Origin of the sequence: Clostridium sp. AF23-6LB (assembly GCF_003461085.1) — a bacterium.
Lineage (GTDB): Bacteria > Bacillota > Clostridia > Lachnospirales > Lachnospiraceae > Coprococcus > Coprococcus ammoniilyticus.
Window position 1 is genome coordinate 194,427 of the sequence record NZ_QTWK01000003.1, and the last position, 18,281, is coordinate 212,707.

At 41.0% G+C, this 18,281-nt stretch carries 15 protein-coding genes; all 15 read right to left on the minus strand.

Annotated elements, in window-relative coordinates:
* Nucleotides 1–61 precede the first annotated feature (61 nt).
* Entirely contained in the window at nucleotides 62–1,348 is a 1,287-nt protein-coding gene (locus DWY07_RS07950; protein WP_021943857.1) for a methionine gamma-lyase family protein, read from the minus strand.
* Nucleotides 1,349–1,368: 20 nt separating this feature from the next.
* Nucleotides 1,369–2,310, minus strand: coding sequence for a tRNA (adenosine(37)-N6)-dimethylallyltransferase MiaA (gene miaA, locus DWY07_RS07955; RefSeq protein ID WP_117807563.1), 942 nt, complete (start codon nucleotides 2,308–2,310; stop codon nucleotides 1,369–1,371).
* 31 nt (nucleotides 2,311–2,341) lie between these two features.
* On the minus strand, nucleotides 2,342–4,387 hold the full coding sequence (gene mutL / locus DWY07_RS07960) for a DNA mismatch repair endonuclease MutL (protein ID WP_117822634.1): 2,046 nt from the start codon (nucleotides 4,385–4,387) through the stop codon (nucleotides 2,342–2,344).
* A 9-nt stretch (nucleotides 4,388–4,396) separates the two neighbouring features.
* Nucleotides 4,397–6,994, minus strand: a complete 2,598-nt coding sequence (gene mutS / locus DWY07_RS07965; RefSeq protein WP_181983904.1) for a DNA mismatch repair protein MutS — start codon at nucleotides 6,992–6,994, stop codon at nucleotides 4,397–4,399.
* A 48-nt stretch (nucleotides 6,995–7,042) separates the two neighbouring features.
* Nucleotides 7,043–8,494, minus strand: coding sequence for a tRNA (N6-isopentenyl adenosine(37)-C2)-methylthiotransferase MiaB (miaB, locus tag DWY07_RS07970; RefSeq protein ID WP_181983900.1), 1,452 nt, complete (start codon nucleotides 8,492–8,494; stop codon nucleotides 7,043–7,045).
* Nucleotides 8,487–9,062 carry a 5-formyltetrahydrofolate cyclo-ligase gene (locus DWY07_RS07975; protein ID WP_181983901.1) on the minus strand — a complete coding sequence of 192 codons (576 nt, stop codon included), beginning with the start codon at nucleotides 9,060–9,062 and terminating at the stop codon, nucleotides 8,487–8,489. The genes miaB and DWY07_RS07975 overlap by 8 nt, the downstream gene beginning before the upstream one ends.
* Nucleotides 9,062–9,283, minus strand: a complete 222-nt coding sequence (locus tag DWY07_RS07980) for a DUF896 domain-containing protein (RefSeq protein WP_021943851.1) — start codon at nucleotides 9,281–9,283, stop codon at nucleotides 9,062–9,064. Before DWY07_RS07980 ends, DWY07_RS07975 begins: the two co-directional genes overlap by 1 nt.
* 102 nt (nucleotides 9,284–9,385) lie before the next feature.
* On the minus strand, nucleotides 9,386–10,243 hold the full coding sequence (gene proB / locus DWY07_RS07985; protein ID WP_117822637.1) for a glutamate 5-kinase: 858 nt from the start codon (nucleotides 10,241–10,243) through the stop codon (nucleotides 9,386–9,388).
* 15 nt (nucleotides 10,244–10,258) lie between these two features.
* On the minus strand, nucleotides 10,259–11,896 hold the full coding sequence (locus DWY07_RS07990) for an FAD-dependent protein (RefSeq protein ID WP_117822638.1): 1,638 nt from the start codon (nucleotides 11,894–11,896) through the stop codon (nucleotides 10,259–10,261).
* Nucleotides 11,883–13,151, minus strand: coding sequence for an aminoacetone oxidase family FAD-binding enzyme (locus DWY07_RS07995; protein ID WP_117807570.1), 1,269 nt, complete (start codon nucleotides 13,149–13,151; stop codon nucleotides 11,883–11,885). The genes DWY07_RS07990 and DWY07_RS07995 overlap by 14 nt, the downstream gene beginning before the upstream one ends.
* Before the next feature lie 37 nt (nucleotides 13,152–13,188).
* Complete coding sequence (locus DWY07_RS08000) at nucleotides 13,189–13,653, minus strand: hypothetical protein (RefSeq protein ID WP_117807571.1); 465 nt, start codon at nucleotides 13,651–13,653, stop codon at nucleotides 13,189–13,191.
* A gap of 116 nt (nucleotides 13,654–13,769) precedes the next feature.
* On the minus strand, nucleotides 13,770–14,855 hold the full coding sequence (locus DWY07_RS08005; protein ID WP_117807572.1) for a DUF3048 domain-containing protein: 1,086 nt from the start codon (nucleotides 14,853–14,855) through the stop codon (nucleotides 13,770–13,772).
* Nucleotides 14,842–15,354, minus strand: coding sequence for an rRNA maturation RNase YbeY (ybeY, locus tag DWY07_RS08010; protein WP_117807573.1), 513 nt, complete (start codon nucleotides 15,352–15,354; stop codon nucleotides 14,842–14,844). Before ybeY ends, DWY07_RS08005 begins: the two co-directional genes overlap by 14 nt.
* Before the next feature lie 8 nt (nucleotides 15,355–15,362).
* Complete coding sequence (locus DWY07_RS08015) at nucleotides 15,363–16,394, minus strand: PhoH family protein (protein ID WP_117807766.1); 1,032 nt, start codon at nucleotides 16,392–16,394, stop codon at nucleotides 15,363–15,365.
* Nucleotides 16,395–16,416: 22 nt separating this feature from the next.
* A complete protein-coding gene (yqfD, locus tag DWY07_RS08020) occupies nucleotides 16,417–17,634 on the minus strand; it encodes a sporulation protein YqfD (RefSeq protein ID WP_173783607.1) in 1,218 nt (405 codons plus the stop codon).
* Nucleotides 17,635–18,281: the final 647 nt, after the last annotated feature.

The following is an 18,281-nucleotide window of genomic DNA, read 5'->3' on the forward strand; positions in this document are numbered from 1 at the left end:
ATGTCCTCCTTTTCTCTCCGCCTCTCCAATGCCTGAAAGAAAGGTGACATTCGAACTAAATCTACCACACTATAAGATTATTTTCTACCATTTTTTGCAATGTCATTACAATTCCAAATTTTGCATGCTGATAGGTAAGTCCTCCCTGAAAATATACAGCATACGGTTCTCTCATAGGGGCATCCGCACTAAGTTCAATTGAAGAACCGGATACAAATGCACCGGCCGCCATGATGACAGGAGAATCATATCCCGGCATATCCCATGGTACAGGCTTTACATAGCTGTCAACAGGTGCAGCCGCCTGAATCCCTTCACAGAAAGCAACCACACGTTCCGGTGTCTGAAGTTCAACTGCCTGTATGATATCAAAACGATCCTCTGTCTTATTCGGAACTGTCTTAAAACCAAGATTTTCATATACATTTGCAGCAAAGATCGCACCCTTTAAAGCACTTGCCGTAACCGATGGAGCCATGAATAAGCCCTGTGCAAAAGCCTTTGTATTATTTAAAGATGCACCAACCTCTTTGCCAAGTCCCGGAGTTGTAAGACGGTATGCGGCATTTTCCACATATTCCTTCTTACCACAGATATAACCACCGATCGGAGCCAGTCCGCCACCCGGATTCTTGATCAGGGAACCTGCGATCAGATCTGCGCCATAGTCTGTTGGTTCTTTATCCTGAACAAATTCACCATAACAGTTATCTACCATACAGATGATGTCCGGACGGATACTCTTTACAAATGTGATCACTTCTCCGATCTTCTCACAGGATAAAGTCGGACGTACGGCATAACCCTTGGAACGCTGGATCTCCACAAGCTTTGTGTGTTCATTGATCGCATTTCGGATTCCTTCAAAATCAAACTCTCCTTCCGGTGTCAGATCTACCTGGGCATATGTAACACCGTATTCTGCCAAAGAACCCGGTGAAGGGCGAAGTCCGATGATCTCATCCATCGTATCATATGGTTTTCCTGAGATTGCAAGCAGTTCATCTCCCGGTCTTAAGTTACCAAATAACGCCGTACAGATCGCATGTGTTCCACAGGTGATCTGAGAACGGACCAGCGCATCTTCCGTATGGAATACATCAGCATAGATCCGTTCGAGTGCATCTCGTCCGTCATCGGTATAACCATATCCGGAGGAACCTGCAAAATGCGCTTCCGCCAGACGATTATCCTGCATGGCTTTGATGACCTTCATCTGGTTGATCTCACAGATGGCATCGATTGCTGCAAAACGGTCCTTTAAGCTGTCTTCAATCTTCTGACAGTAATCAAATACCCGTTCATCAATGTGTAAGGATGTATAATAATCTTTTAATAATGTGTTCATTTTATCTGCTCCATTTTATTTTATGAAATAATTCCCTTTGACCGCAACTGTTCAAGCATGAAATCCATAATGGTATCTTCTGATGTGAATTCACTCTTATCCACCCAGGTGACTTCTTTTTCCCTCTTAAACCATGTGATCTGACGCTTGGCGAAATGTCTGGTATCACGTTTTAAGATATAGAGGGCTTCATCCAGAGATGTTACACCATCCAGATAATCGAGGATCTCTTTATATCCAAGCCCCTGCATGGATATCAGATCTTTTGTATATCCCTGATCCTTTAATGCCTTTACCTCTTCGATCAATCCCTGTTCTACCATGATGTCAATTCGCCTGTCTATTCTATCATATAATTTTGATCTTGCATCATTTAACACAAAATATTCAAAATTATATGGAGAAATCCGTTTGGATTCTTTCTCGTTATGTTCGGAGATCGGGATTCCTGTCTCTTTATAGAATTCCAATGCCCGGATCACACGTTTGCGGTTGTTATAATGAATGGCTGTGGCTGACGCTGGATCCACTTTTTCAAGCATCTGATGAAGGTAGAGATTTCCATGTTTTTCCGCAAGCTGTTCCAGATAAGTACGGTAGCTTTTATCATCGTCATTTTCATCGAAATGAATATCGTATAAAACTGCCTGAATATAAAAGCCGGTTCCGCCGACAATGACAGGTATCCGTCCTCTGGCATAGATATCATCCATCGCCTTTGTTGCAAGTTCTTTAAATAATACAACATTAAACGGCTCCTTCGGATCTAATACATCGATCAGATGATGGGGAATGCCATCCATTTCCTCCGGCATGATCTTGGCAGTTCCGATATCCATCTTTCGATAGACCTGCATGGAATCTGCAGAAATGATCTCACCGTTTATTCTTTTTGCAAGACCGATCGACAGATTTGTTTTACCTACGGCTGTCGGTCCGGTTAATATAACAAGAGGCTTCATTTGCTGCTCCGTTTCTATATAAGTTTAATTACTAAACAATTCGTTTGAATTTCTTTTCCAGTTCTGTCTCTGTCATGGAGATCAGGGTTGGTCTGCCATGCGGACAGGTATATGGATTTTCAAGCTTCATCAACTGGTCGATCAGGATGTCTGCTTCCTTAAAGCTAATGGAAGTATTCCCCTTTATCGCAGCTTTACACGCCATTGTGGAAAGTTTACTGATAAATGTATCAATCGTCTGCTTCTGTCCGTTTTCGGATAACTCTCCGATAAATTCCAGAAATAATTCTCTGCCGTCTAATCCGAACAGATTTGCCGGAACGGCTGACAGCTTGTATTCTTTTCCGCCGAAACCTTCGATCTGAAATCCCAGATTCTGGAAAAATTCCAGATTTTCCCGTAAGAACTCTGATTCTGTTCCGCTCAAGGATACGATCGCAGGTGGCATCAGATACTGAGGAATGACAGTCTTATTCTTATAGTTTGCCATTAATTCCTCAAATTTTACCTTTTCATGTGCGGCATGCTGATCCATGATAAAGAACTTATCTTCGTACTCGATCAGCCAGTATGTCTTAAATAACTGCCCGATGATCCGGTGCTTTTTCTTAGCTTCCGGGGTCAGGAATTTATCTTCAAACATATCCATCTGCTCGTATTTAATCTTAGCTTCCGATGTGATTGGTTCCTGTTTCTTCTGTTCTGATGTTTCGTTAGTCTGTACACTCGCTTCAGCAGGATTTAATGCTGTCTTTGCCGGTTGTGTCAAATACGGAACAATATTTTCAGCAACCATATTATTTGTGATATTTTTACCAGACTGATTATCTCCTTTCAAATATTGGATTTCAACCGGCGAGCTGCTTCTGTTTTCCATCGTAACAGATGGTGTCGGTGTTGGTTGAGCAGATATACCTGAATTTGCCGGTTGCATTGGCATGCCTGGCTTTTTCTGCTGCGCTGGCCTTGCCGGCTGCGGAGAAAGCTCTGTGGCCCTCCGGTTTGTTTCGAATGGCTCCGGGCGCTTCTCCACCTTTCGTTCTGCCAGTGTCTCCGGCCGCTTATCCTTTCCCGGTGTAACAGTCGGGATAAGTTCTTTAAATAACAGCGCCTTTCTGACACTGATATAAGTAAAATCATACATATCCGGTTCATTTATGAACTTCAATTCCCGTTTTGCAGGATGGATATTTACATCGATCAGAGATGGATCAATCTCAAAATTGATAACTGTAAATGGAAATTTATGAACCATAACAAAGGTACGATATGCATCTTCGATTGCCTTTGTTAATATATTGCTCTTTATATACCTTTGGTTTACATAATAATCTTCAAATGAACGGTTACCTCTGGATATACTCGGTTTTGCAAGATATCCTGTGATCTTTACCTGATCATTTGCTGCATGGATTTCCAGAAGGTTATTCGTAATATCTCTACCATATATATGATAGATGATCTCTTTTAGTCTGCCGTTGCCGGATGTAAATAGCTTATCTGTTCCATTCATAATAAACTTAAATGAAACATCCGGATGTGACATTGCCATACGACAGACAAGATCGTAGATATACGAGCCCTCTGTTGCAGGCGTCTTCATGAATTTCTTTCTGGCAGGTGTATTATAAAACAGATTTCTTACAACAATCGTTGTACCAAGCGGTGCGCCGATTTCCTCATTTGAGATCTCTTTTCCGCCGTGGATCTGGTATCTGGTTCCGGTAAGCGCATCTTCCTGCTTGGTGATCAGCTCTACCTGGGCAACTGCGGCTATACTAGATAACGCCTCGCCACGGAAGCCTAAGGATGCGATCTTTAACAGATCATCCGCCGTCTGAAGCTTACTGGTTGCATGACGAAGGAAGGCAACCGGAACTTCCTCCTTTGAGATACCACATCCATTGTCTGTGATACGGATAAAGCTCATACCGCCTTCTTTGATCTCGATGGTGATCGCAGTTGCACCCGCATCGATGGAATTCTCCACTAATTCTTTAATAACCGAGCCGGGACGTTCGATCACTTCACCGGCTGCGATCTTATCAATTGTATATTGATCCAGTAATTTTATCATAAATTCTCCTTAACGGATTCGCTCCTGTAATTCATTCAGATATAACAATGCTTTCATCGGTGTCATGTTGGACAGATCTACATTCTTGATCTCCTCCAGAATGGCACTCTCTTCCGGATTTGCCAGAAATGACATCTGGGTATCGGAAGCACTTTTATGAAAATCATTTGTTATCTTGATATCTTTTAATTTCGTCGTTATATCCGTATCGATAAGCTGGTTGCAGATCTCATTTGCACGATTGATCACGATATCCGGTACTCCAGCAAGCTTGGCTACCTGAATACCATAGCTTCGATCCGCTCCGCCTTTTACGATCTTTCGTAAGAATACGATATCATCACCGTCTTCTTTTACTGCTATACAGTAGTTGTTTACAGAGGATAACTTACCCTCTAATTCTGTCAGTTCATGATAGTGGGTGGCAAATAACGTTTTTGCTCCAAGCAGTTCACTGTTACTAATATATTCCACAACTGCCCATGCAATACTAAGTCCGTCATATGTACTGGTTCCTCGTCCGATCTCATCTAAGATCAGCAGACTGTTCTTCGTGGCATTTCGAAGAATATTTGCGACCTCACTCATCTCTACCATGAAAGTGCTTTGACCGCTTGCAAGATCATCGGATGCCCCTACTCTGGTGAAGATACGGTCACAGATACCGATATTTGCTGAAGCAGCAGGAACAAAGCTTCCGATCTGCGCCATTAAAACGATCAGTGCCGTCTGACGCATATAGGTGGATTTACCAGCCATATTCGGTCCGGTTATGATCGATATCCTGCTCTCAAAATTATTCAGATAGGTGTCATTTGATATGAACATACCGTTGTTCATCATCTTCTCAACGACAGGATGGCGACCTTCTTTGATATCAATTACACCATCTTCGTTAATCTCCGGACGAACAAACTGATTGGCAGATGCCACATATGACAGCGAACAGAGACAGTCTAATAAAGCGATCTGTCTTGCTGTATTCTGCACACGCAGGATCTCACCCGCAATCTTATCTCTGAGCGCAACATAGGTTTCATATTCCAGTGCATATAATTTATCTTCAGAACCAAGAATCGAACCTGCAAGATTGTCCAATTCTTCTGTTGTATATCGTTCTGAATTTGCAAGTGTCTGTTTTCTTATAAAATATTCAGGTACCAGATCCTTATAGGAATTAGTCACCTCAAAATAATAGCCAAATACTTTATTGAACTTGATGCGAAGATTCTTTATTCCTGTCTTCTGCTTTTCCCGTTCCTCCAATTCTGCAAGCCATGTCTTGCCATCTGTCTTTGCCGATTTTAAAGTATCGATTCCATCCAGATAACCATCCTTGAAAATACCGCCTTCTCGAATCAGTATCGGAGGATCGTCGTTGATTGAACGCTCTAACAGGTCATAAATATCCTGTAATTCATCCATTTTCTCATAAATATCTGCAAGAAGCCCATCCGGATAGATCTGTAAAAGCTGTCTGATATACGGCAGATATGAAAGGGATGTCTTAAATGCGATCATATCGCGTGGATTTGCGGATCGTAGGGAAATCCTTGTCATCAGTCGTTCCAGATCATAGATCGGGTTCAGATATTCCCGCATCTCATCACGATTGATCATATCATTATTTAACCGATCTACTGCATCAAGTCTTGCTTCGATATCCTTTTTATATATTAAAGGCTGCTCGATCATGCTTCGAAGCATTCTCGCACCCATTGCTGTCTTGGTTTTATCCAATACCCATAACAAAGAACCTCGTTTCTGTTTGTCACGAAGTGTCTCACAAAGCTCCAGATTTCTTCTGGTTGCGGAATCAATAATCATGAAATCGTCGATGGAATACAGCACGATATGATTGATATGTGCAAGGAAATTCTTCTGTGTCTCATGCAGATACTGAAGCAGAACTCCGGAGGATAAAATACAGTCAGGGAAATCCTTCAGTCCAAGTCCGTCCATATTATTAACTCCGAACTGCCTCATAATTGCATCTTCACAGAGCATTTGATTGAAATAATGCTCCGGCGCTTCAGAAATAGAAATTTTCATTTTCTCCCTAAGATAAATGAAATCCAGATCACAATTCATGAAAGAATGATTGCCGATGATCTCGGCAGGAGAATATTTGTTGATCTCATCCGTAAGCTTTGATAAGGATGGAACTCTCGCTGTCTTAAACTCACCGGTCGTGATATCTACCAGTGAAATTCCGAATGCACCATCGTTTTCAACAATACTCATCAGATAATTATTTCTTGTTTCATCAAGAATTGCATTTGACATATTGGTACCCGGTGTTACCACCCGGATAACCTCACGTTTAACTATGCCTTTTGCAAGCTTTGGATCTTCAACCTGTTCACAGATCGCTACCTTAAAACCATTCTCGATCAGCTTATTCAGGTAGACATCACAGGCATGATATGGAACGCCGCACATCGGTGCACGTTCCGGCTGTCCGCAGTCCCTTCCGGTCAAAGTGATCTCAAGAACCTTGGATGCGGTCAGGGCATCATCAAAAAACATTTCATAGAAATCACCAAGTCTGTAAAATAATATACAGTCCTTGTACTGATTCTTCACTTCCATATACTGCTGCATCATTGGTGTTAAAGCTGCCACTGTTTTTTACCCCTATTCTATAAATTCGGTTTATACAAGATTTCCCATATAATAAAAGCCTTTACATTCATCCAGCGAAACATCCCGGATCTCGCCGATCATAGACGGATCACCTTTAAAATGTACCAGAATATTATTTGACAGACGACCGGTTAAGAGTTCCTGATTCTGTTCGCTGACGCTTTCAATCAGTACAGGCATGACCTGCCCTTTATAACGGCAGATCTCCTCACCGCTGATCTCTGATACTCGCTTGATCAGACGATCAAACCGGTTCTGGATCTCTTCCTTTGTTGCATGATCCTCAAATGTTGCTGCCGGTGTTCCGGTACGCTTGGAGTATATAAATGTAAATGCTGTATCAAACCTTACCCGATTCACTACATCCATTGTCTCTAAGAAATCTTCTTCTGTTTCTCCAGGAAAACCGACAATAATATCGGTTGTAAGTGATATTTCAGGAATCTGTCTGCGGATCTTGTCTACTAATTCCAGATAGGATTCCTTTGTATAGCGACGATTCATCTGATTTAATATCCTGGATGAGCCGGATTGCATCGGAAGATGGATGTGACGGCAGATCTTTTCATTTGCCGCGATCACATCGATCAATTCATCGGACAGATCCTTTGGATGGGAGGTCATAAAACGAACACGTTCAATTCCATCAACTTCTGTCACCTTCTGCAATAATTCGGCAAATGTCATCGGTTCTTCTAACGTCTTTCCATAAGAATTCACATTCTGACCAAGGAGCATGATCTCTTTTACGCCCTCCTCTGAAAGCCGCTTAACCTCTCTTATGATGTCCTCCGGTTGTCTGCTGCGTTCTCTGCCTCTAACATATGGCACGATACAATATGTACAGAAATTATTACATCCGAACATAATATTGACACCAGACTTAAATGGGAATTCTTTCTTAACCGGAAGATCTTCCACAACAAGATTGGTATCCTTCCAGATATCCACTACCTGTCCGCCGGCTTCGATACGGTTGCAGTAGATTTCAGCCAGTTTAAATACATTATGCGTGCCAAATACCATATCTACAAATCGATATTTCTTTTGAATTGTAGCTACAACATCCGGTTCCTGCATCATACATCCGCAAAGCCCGATCATCTTATCTGGCTGTGTCTCTTTGTCATGTTTCATGATTCCAAGATGTCCGTAGACTTTTCGATTCGCATTCTCACGGACTGTGCAGGTATTATATATAACAAGGTCTGCATCCTCAGAATCACTGCTTGTATATCCGATTTCTTCCAGAATACCGGTCAGCTTCTCGGAGTCTCTTACATTCATCTGACATCCATAGGTCTGGATCGAACAGGTCAGGTTTCTTCCTGCTTTTTTCGCAAGCTCCCGGTAATACCCCCTTGCTTTTTTTATAAAATAATATTGCCGAAATGGTTCTTCGGCAGGACAAGGTTCTGTTATATCGATTTTATCTATTTTTTTATCTATTTCATTAATCATATTTATTGTTCTCCATAAAGCTGTATATCTCTGACGGAGTCAGAAGCTGATCCGGTCTTTCGTCAAATGATTCGCATGAAATCTCCGGCAACACCTGATAATCATAGGCAAATGCAACCGCAGTAAGTCCCGGATGAAGCTTCATATAACGGTCATAATATCCACCGCCATATCCGATCCGATGTCCGTTTATATCAAATACAATTCCCGGGACGATCAGAATTCCTTCCGTCGGATGAAGCATCTCACAGCCGGCAGGCTCTAAGATACCATACGCACCTACCTTTAGATCGCTCATTCCATGGATCCGATGAAAATGCATATGATCTCCGTATACCTTTGGCACAGCAACGACTTTGTCATCTGTAAGTGCCTGCTTTATAATCTCGACCGTATCCACTTCATTATCCTGACTGACATAGATCAGCAGATGATTGCAATCTTTATATTCATCTGAATTCAGAAATTGCTTCCTGATCTGCGCTGAAGCAACGGTCACCTGCTCCGGTGTTAAGGCACGCCGCTTTTGTTTATATTGTTTTCTTAGTTCAGTTTTTGTCTGTTCCATCATACTTTTTTTGTTGGATCGATATCTTCCAGCCTGGTAATACTACCATCCGGTTCTTTGATATCAATGTTATTTAATACACTTCTCAGATTCTGTTTCATGGCAAAAATGTATTCCTGTCTGAGATTTTTCTGTTCTTCCTTTTCAGCCGACGTAAGTCCTGCCGGAGTCTTGGATTTCTTATATAATTCATTGATTCTTGCAATCTTTTTTTCGTCCATTCTTATTCACCTGTTCATTTCTGTTATTTCGGAATCGGATACTGCTTCTGTTTGATCAGACCCATCTTATATATGATACGATGGTACACACTATATCCATTGCTACTGCAGATATTCCTTATGTGTAATGTATCTTACGACATCAAAATTCGGCTCTTTATATGCTTTAAATAAGGTTCCGACAGATTCGCCATTTAATGCCCGACCAAGATTTCTTATATCATCTCCTGATAAAATAAGCATATCTGCTCCTGAATTTGCAGCAATCTTCGCCGCAGAAATCTTTGTCGTCATACCACCGGTTCCATATCCGGAGCCGGCGCCCTTTGCCATTGCTTTGATCTTATCGTCGATGCGTTCTACGACAGGGATCAATGTTGCATCCGGATTATTTCTTGGATCGTCCGTGTACAAGCCATCAATATCTGTCAATAATAATAAAAGATCAGCATTGATCATGTTGGCTACGATAGCGGAAAGGGTATCATTATCTCCAAAGTTTATATCCACTTCTTCAATTGCAACTGTATCATTCTCATTAACTACAGGAATAACATCCATTTGTAATAATTCATTAAAAGTATTTACAGCGTTATGTCTTCTTTCCTGAGATGTGATTACATCAAACGTCAGAAGAACCTGAGCTGCGATCTGGTGATATTCATAGAACAGACGCTGGTATACCATCATGAGCTGTCCCTGTCCAACTGCTGCACATGCCTGTCTGAGTGATGTTGTCTTTGGCTTTTTCTGAAGCCCTAACGACTTCGAACCAACACCGATTGCACCGGAGGATACCAATACAACATCCTTATCCTGATTTTTCAGATCGCTGATGATCCGTACCAGTTTTTCAAGTTTTATGTAATCAAGCCCCCCCGTCTCCTCATGGATCAATGAAGATGAACCGATCTTGATCACGATTCTTTTTTTATTTTTTAAGTATAAACGATCTTCCATTTTAAATCTGAAACCTCACATTCTCTGATTTCCGGTTGATGCTTCCGGTATCATAAATTTCGACATAACTGCCTCAAAAACTTTTATTCCGTCAACGGCTGCGGATGTTATACCTCCCGCGTAACCTGCACCTTCTCCACATGGATAAATACAAGTATGTGCAGATGTCAGATCTGCATCGCGTAGTATCTTTATCGGCGAAGATGTTCTTGCTTCCACGCCGCTTAATATTGCATCATCATCTGCAAAACCGGATATCACCCGGTCAAATGACAAAACACCATCTATTATAGCATCTCTGATATACTCTGGCAAACAACAATTCAGGTTGGAAAACGTATAAGCCCCCTTTATGCAAGGCTTGATTTTGCCGGCTATTTCAGACATTCTGTTCATTCTAAAATCACCGAAACGTTGTACCGGAATTGCTCCTTTTCCTGCCTGATACGCCTTTTCTTCAAGCTCTCTCTGAAAATACATACCGGCAAGCGGATGATCTCCCGGATAATCTTCCGGCGTAACATTCACAACGATCGCACTGTTTGAATTATCCGCTTTCCGGTTACTGTAGCTCATACCATTGACACATATCCTTCCGGATTCTGAGGATGCATTTACAACGTAACCACCGGGGCACATACAGAAGGAGTAGACCGCCCGTCCGTTTGCTGCCTGATGCACCAGCTTATAATCTGCTGTCGGCAGTAAATCTTCATAATCGGGATGATATCCATATTGTGCTTCATTGATAAAGGTTCTTGGATGTTCGATTCGGAGTCCCATTGCAAACGGCTTCTGTTCCATCGGAATTCCACGCTTATAGAGCATTTCAAAGGTATCTCTTGCACTGTGACCGATCGCAAGTATCACCGCATTGCTTTTTAATTCATATGTTTCTTCCGGTTTCAAAAGCTTCTTTATATGTAAGAGCGTTGTCTCAGGATTTATCACTTCTATATCTGTTACAAGCTGCTCAAATCGCACCTCTCCACCCAGCCTTATAATCTCATTTCTAATATTCTTGACTACAGTCAATAACACATCTGTACCGATATGAGGCTTATTCACATATAGGATTGACGGATCTGCACCAAATTCGACAAATGTCTTAAGAACCGCGGTCCTTCTTCCTGATTTATCCTTAATTACAGTATTCAATTTACCGTCAGAAAATGTTCCGGCCCCTCCTTCACCAAACTGAACATTACAGTTTGGATTTAACGGATGTTCCTTTTTCCAGTATCCATTTACACAGGCTGTTCGTTCATCAACTGCCATACCACGTTCCAGAATGATCGGTCGATAGCCCTCTCTTGCAAGAAAAAGACCTGCAAACAAACCTGCCGGACCGCTTCCGATAATAACCGGTCGATACTGCATCGGCATCGATCCATACTCAGGGATTTTATAATCCGTCCCTTTAATTAACATAATATTGTTATTGTGAACTTTTTTCAGGATTTTCTCTTCCTGACCGCAGGTCACATCTACAGAGGCAACATAATGGATTTGATCCTTCTTCCGGCTGTCAATCGATAATTTAGCCATTTTATAGGATAGAAAGCTATTTATCCTTAAACTTTTCCGGATTGCCTGTTCAATATCTTCGTTTTTGTATCCAATTTTTAACTTAATATTATTAATTCGAATCATAAATACTAAATCCCGCTTTCATCCCAGTTATGACCGCCCACATCAGATTATAGCCGCCGCAGATTCCGTCGGTATCCAAAAGCTCCCCTATCACATATACATGCTCCTGTACAGTAAGCTTCATAGTTTCCGGATCTATAAAATGAGTGTCTGCGCCGCCTCTTGATACCTGTGCATCTTCTGCTCCGGCTGTTGCTGTGACATGAAAGGTCAGTTTCTTTATTTGATCTGCCAGCTTCTGCAGTTCAACATCATTTAGTTCCGATATTCTTTCCTGTTTCCATCTGCATTGTTCTAGTATATAAGTCGCAAGTTTTTCATGTACAAAGCCATTCAGACACGCCTGAAGTGACCTTTCCGGATTATTTGTCCGGAATTTCCTGAAATGCATATACAGATCAGCTTCATTTATATCCGGTACAAGATCCAGACAAAGACTAACGCTCTCACCATCCTGCAGCATCTCCCCGGCTGTATGGCTGAGATTAAATATAACAATTCCTGATAATGACTGACCGGTAAACTGGACCTCGCCAAATTCCTGTGCGTGGATTTCGGAAGATGCATCCATTACTGTTACCAGTGCCTTTGAACGAACACCTGCCAACCCAGACATCTTTTCTTTTACCTGAAGCTTACAGAGTGCCGGTTGAAATGGATAATACGGAATACCCAGTTGATCTAACAGACTACAGCCTGCATCTGTACCACCAAGGGCAGGTGCTGCAGCTCCACCACATGCAAGAACTATATTTCTTGCATAATAGTGTCCCTGATCCGTCTGAATACAATATGTATGATCGGATTGTTCTTCCAGACCTATAACGATTTCTCCGGTATGAACCTGGATCTGATTTTTCTTCAGACGGTCGTTGAACGCCCAGACGATCGTAGATGCCTGTCTGGACATTGGATAATAATATCCGTGTTCATCGCTGACAGCTACACCAAGCTGTTCCGCAAATTGATTTACAATCTGATAATCCTTTGCTCCGATCACCTTATATGGGAAAAATTCATTTTTACTGTTATAACATTCCAGACGAAAACTGCTGTTTGACAGATTACATCTGCCATTTCCGGTTGCATATAGTTTTTTTCCGATCTTTTTATTTTTCTCAATGATCAGTACAGAACGCTTCCGGGTCTGATCTGCTTTATGCTGAAACTGTTTGTAAATATCTGCATCCGTTGCGCAGATAGCTGCAGTCATACCAGAAGCACCTGCACCTGCTACGATCAAGTCATATATCATTTTTATTTACTCCTTTTAAACCATCCATATTCTAGCATTAACTGGAACATGATTCAAGAAAAGTAAACAATTCTTTCTCTTTTTGAAATTTAATACCATTTATGATCCTGTTTTTTAAAATGTTGTCCAGATCCTTGATCCGGATATCGGTAAATTCATACAAACTGCCATTTGCTGTAAAAACCGCTACATATCCATTTAATTCATTTACCAGAAAACGATACGACTCCGCCGCCACCTGTGTGGAAGCATCTTCGGACAACGATCGTTCTCCGGTTGTCGTTCCATATGTTGGTGTTTTTTCTTCTGATGTTTTTTCTTCTGAAATTGGATCGTATTGAATCTCTTGTCGTTTGCCGGATCGTCCTTTGCCTGTTATTGTTTCTACGGCATATGAATCATCCGAAAAGCTGTCAGTTTTCTGGTATATCGTATAGGAACAGCAAAAAGCAAGCAAAAACAGAATGAGCATCCCACCAAGAATCAATAAAATTTTTTTCACAGATAATCACCTCTTATCATGATTATCTGCACATCCATCAGATCTATGCAAAAAACAGGCTGGTAATTATTAGCTTTTACCTGCCTGTTTTCCTTTTTTCTTATATATTTATTTGCTTATTCCCATGTTACGCTGTCAGCTTTGTCTTTTTCAAATACTGTCACCCATGTTTTTCCAGGATTCAGCTTTAATTCATTGCCATCCTCTGTATAATACTTTGTGATCGCATTTTCAGATGATTTTTTCCATGTTACAGGAACGATCACTCCATTGGATGCATAAAGTCCGGTTCCTTCACCAACCAGATCAAGCTGCTGTCTGTCATGATCATCAATGCTTGTATAATGAGCAAACTGGATCAGGACATTTTCATACTTAAGCTGATCACCTGTATTTCCATCTGTCTGTTCTCCGCCATACTGGAATCTGTAGTAGAGGCCATCATCTGCATGATATTCAAACCAAGGTGTTGTGTAATTGCTGATCGGAGTTGTAATCTTTTCTGCCTTTTCGCCGCCAGCAGGAGCTGTGATCTCTTCATTAAATGAGAACACACTCTTGAAACTATCGCTATGCTTTGTTTCATATCCTTTTTGTTCGATGCCGGCTTTGATCTTTTCTGTATCTGTAAATACATTATGTGGTGATACCCTGTCAGATGCTCTGTAGTATGTTACTCCACCTTCTGAACTTAAGCCACTCAGATTATTGATTCCTGAGCTTGAAAGTTTTTCCTCACCCTGTGGTGACTGACCGTAATGCATATAGATTGCATCATATTCCATAGCAACGGTTACATAATATGGACGGCAGCTTCTGATTGATCCAAGTTTTTCAAGATTGGAATAATCGTTAAAAATACCAAGCAGTCTGGTGATTCCACCTTCTACCTTCATCTCATAAACGATATCTGCTTTACCTATATCGCACTGTGGCATAGCGTCAGAAATATTATTTAACATAACTGCGATCGGACGACCGTACTCTTCCGTCCGGTCTGTAACCCATTCGCCAGTCAGGTCGTTATATACGCCCTCATGCTGTACTTCTGTTGCTGCCTCTGTGGTAGCTTCTGTTGTTGCTTCTGTCGTTGTGGTTTCTGTGGTTGCTTCTGTTGATGTCTCTTTCTTACCACATCCCATAACACCAAGTGATAAAACTCCTAATGCTGCTAAAGCAATTGCATATTTAGTTTTCTTCATAATCCCTTGTGTATCCTTTCTCATTAAGTATTTGTTCCTGAAGATCTTCCATCTGTTTGCGCTCTTCTTCATCTATATGATCATAACCAAACAAATGAAGCATACTGTGCGCTACCAGAAATGCCAGTTCTCTGGTGTTCGAGTGATTGTAGCTTTCTGCCTGTTCATATACGCGATCCATGGAAATAATGATATCTCCAAGCATCAGTTCTCCGCTTTCCGGATTGAAATAATCACAGGTATCCCCGTCTACAACACTAAAATCTCCCGGTTCTTTATAATCAATCAGAGGAAATGACAATACATCTGTCGGTGCATCGATATTTCTCTGACAATTATTGATAGTCTGTATGCCCGAATTATCTGTGAGCAATACATAAATCTCACATTCATAAGGACACTTTATAAAATCCAGAGCCTGTCCGATCACTGTTTCGATCACATGTTCATAATCAGGGATCTGGATTTCTCCATATTCATTTTCTATATTTAATGACATTGTATTTCTTACCTTTTTCTTTTATTATTTCGGCTCTCTCCGTATCGTCTGCCATCGTTTTGGTTACGATTTTCCTGCTCCGAACGCTGTTTTTTCTGCCTGTTCTGCTTCTCCTCGTAAACCTCATATGCATTTACGATCTTCTGTACCAGCGGATGTCTTACAACATCAAGACTTGTCAGATGGCAGACACTGATTTCTTCGATATTTTTGATAACGGTCAAAGCTACTTCCAGTCCCGATCTTGTCTCAAACGGAAGGTCTTTCTGGGAAAGGTCACCGGTAATGATTGCTTTCGATCCAAAACCAATACGGGTTAAGAACATCTTCATCTGTGCCGGTGTTGTATTCTGTGCCTCGTCCAGTACAATATAAGCATTGTCCAGTGTACGTCCCCGCATATATGCAAGTGGTGCTACTTCAATCAGACCTTTTTCCATATTCTTGGCAAAGGACTCCGGTCCCATGATCTCATATAATGCATCATAAAGCGGTCTTAAATAAGGATCGACCTTGCTCTGCAAATCTCCCGGAAGAAATCCAAGCTTTTCGCCAGCTTCAATTGCCGGGCGTGTCAAAATGATCCGGTTTACTTCACCATTCTTAAAAGCAGTGATCGCTTTTGCCATTGCAAGATATGTTTTACCGGTTCCAGCAGGACCTACACCGAATACGATCATGGATTTATCGATTGCATTTACATATGCCTTCTGTCCATGTGTTTTTGGTTTGATCGGTTTGCCATTGATCGTGTGACATATGATATCCCGATCCAGATCAGCAATATTTTCCTGTGTTTCCTGAGGATGATCCTTAGACATGGCAATCGTATAATCAACCTTCTGTTCATCGATCGCAGTACCTCTGGCTGCAACTGCAAATAACTGAATCAGTACATGAACCGCCTGCTCCACGTCTTTTTCTTCTCCTGAAACCTTCAGCTTATCATCGCGCAGGATCATAGAAACATGAAATGCTTTTTCTATTTTTTTTGCATGTACATCAAATTGTCCAAATACATTCTGAACGTATTCGGACATAACTGTAATTGATTTGCTGAATTCACTCAAGCGTCTGTTCCTCACTTATAATCTGTAATTCATGCGGAATCCCGATCAACTGTCTTACGGTTATATCTCCTTCCGCAAGACATTCATCTCCGCTATTCGTTATTTTAACATTATTTTCTATTATTTGCACCCCTTTTTCTTGCAAATTGCCAATATAACGACTTAATTTTTCTTTTACTGACGCAGCCGCCGCTTCCATGGATACTGTTTCTTTTTTTAACCGGTACTCCTTTATTGTGTATGCTTCTATCTGAAATGGCAGGTAAAAATTCTTACCTATATGAAGCCGGCTCGTATCACTGAACAAATCATATGCTTCGAAAGAGCATTTTGGTACATAAGGGGTAAGGCTGTACTGAAATGCACCAAAGGAATAATAGCTCTTTTCATTTCCTGTATATTCTTTGGAATAGCAGGATAACGGAACTATATCTTTGTAATGATATACACAGATTCCATATACAGTTCCTTCTGCAGATACATAATTTGTATCCAGAACTTCATTATTATCATCATACAGATAAACTGCACCAGAGATCAGGATATCGCCTTTCTTCACATCATCTCCAGCCTTTACTACCGGTGTTCCGGATGCTGTTACGATCTCCGTGATCGTACAGTCCTGTGAAGCAATGATGTTGCATGGTTCTTTCATGGAGGTATCCGTAAATACATTCAATGTTTCCGTGATCTCCACCGACAGCTTTGTTCCCGTAAGCGCACATGATATCCAGGCGATATCTTCAAAGTCTTTCCGGAGATTTTTCTCCAGCTCTGCGCAGTCTACTTTTGACTTTGGAGTTCCGGTCTGCACATAATATTCATTGATATGTTGTAGTATCTCATCCGATGTATAATCTGATTCACCGGAAACGGAAATTTCCCATATAAATAACGATTGAATATAGATCAGAACAGCAAACAAGATAAACCCAGCCACAAACGGAATTCTTTTTTTATTTTTTCGAATAAACTCGCGAATACCATATACTCTTAGAACCTCTACATCACTTCCTGTTTTCCGTGCAGGTTCTTCCAATCGTGCTATATCCTTTGAAGCAGTAAAAAAGAATATTTCATCTTCTTTCTGCTCCAGATTCCAAAGTTTAATATCTCTGGCTTTGCACAGATTTACAAAACGGTTGATATGAATGCCGCGAAGATGAATTTTTGCAAATCCATACAGATACCTTAATATAATATCAAACATCCGGTTTCCCCCTTCTATGTACACAATATTATTCATAATTGATATATAGAATGTTGCCTGATATCTTCAGTTCTTCCGGACAATAATATTCAATTTTCAGGCAAATTCCATTTATCGATATAGTATTTTTTTTTGTTTTTACAAGGATCCGGGTATCCGAACAGGATATAATACATTTATAGTTTTCAATATAGATAATGTGATTATCATGAATAGTGATTTTGGATGAACTTTTTTTTATGTCCGGGGTGACATCCGGCACATCATATAGACTGTTATGATTAAATGGAAGCTGCATGATCTGATACCCAACTGACTTTATATCTATATTATGTGTGAATCAGATCATATATACCTCCAAATGCAAAAATGCTTAAAGTTAAAGCTCCCCAGGCAAAGATCATTGCAAGAATGTTTATTGCGTTTTTCATGTTCTTACACCGCGCCATCATACCTAATTGTTTCGCATACGTTTTATATATTCTTTTTTTGCGTAAGTGAGCCAAGCACAGATTTTCGTGTAAACAGTTTTACGCACCTGATAGGAAAATCCTATCAGGTATCGCGGCAGTCGCCCCTTTTGCGTTCGTAAGAACACAAATGTTCTTACACCGCCCCATCTCGCCTATCGGCTCGATGCCGCTCAT

Bases quoted from the DNA above. Each gene is read 5' to 3' on its own strand.
- ybeY (WP_117807573.1), bottom strand. From the start codon at position 15,354: ATGTCATTAAATATAGAAAATGAATATGGAGAAATCCAGATCCCTGAT.
- DWY07_RS07980 (WP_021943851.1), bottom strand. From the start codon at position 9,283: ATGGACGAAAAAAAGATTGCAAGAATCAATGAATTATATAAGAAATCC.
- mutL (WP_117822634.1), bottom strand. From the start codon at position 4,387: ATGATAAAATTACTGGATCAATATACAATTGATAAGATCGCAGCCGGT.
- DWY07_RS07990 (WP_117822638.1), bottom strand. From the start codon at position 11,896: ATGATTCGAATTAATAATATTAAGTTAAAAATTGGATACAAAAACGAA.
- DWY07_RS07995 (WP_117807570.1), bottom strand. From the start codon at position 13,151: ATGATATATGACTTGATCGTAGCAGGTGCAGGTGCTTCTGGTATGACT.
- DWY07_RS08015 (WP_117807766.1), bottom strand. From the start codon at position 16,394: ATGTCCGAATACGTTCAGAATGTATTTGGACAATTTGATGTACATGCA.
- DWY07_RS07950 (WP_021943857.1), bottom strand. From the start codon at position 1,348: ATGAACACATTATTAAAAGATTATTATACATCCTTACACATTGATGAA.
- yqfD (WP_173783607.1), bottom strand. From the start codon at position 17,634: ATGTTTGATATTATATTAAGGTATCTGTATGGATTTGCAAAAATTCAT.
- miaA (WP_117807563.1), bottom strand. From the start codon at position 2,310: ATGAAGCCTCTTGTTATATTAACCGGACCGACAGCCGTAGGTAAAACA.
- DWY07_RS07975 (WP_181983901.1), bottom strand. From the start codon at position 9,062: ATGGAACAGACAAAAACTGAACTAAGAAAACAATATAAACAAAAGCGG.
- miaB (WP_181983900.1), bottom strand. From the start codon at position 8,494: ATGATTAATGAAATAGATAAAAAAATAGATAAAATCGATATAACAGAA.
- mutS (WP_181983904.1), bottom strand. From the start codon at position 6,994: ATGATGCAGCAGTATATGGAAGTGAAGAATCAGTACAAGGACTGTATA.
- DWY07_RS08005 (WP_117807572.1), bottom strand. From the start codon at position 14,855: ATGAAGAAAACTAAATATGCAATTGCTTTAGCAGCATTAGGAGTTTTA.
- proB (WP_117822637.1), bottom strand. From the start codon at position 10,243: ATGGAAGATCGTTTATACTTAAAAAATAAAAAAAGAATCGTGATCAAG.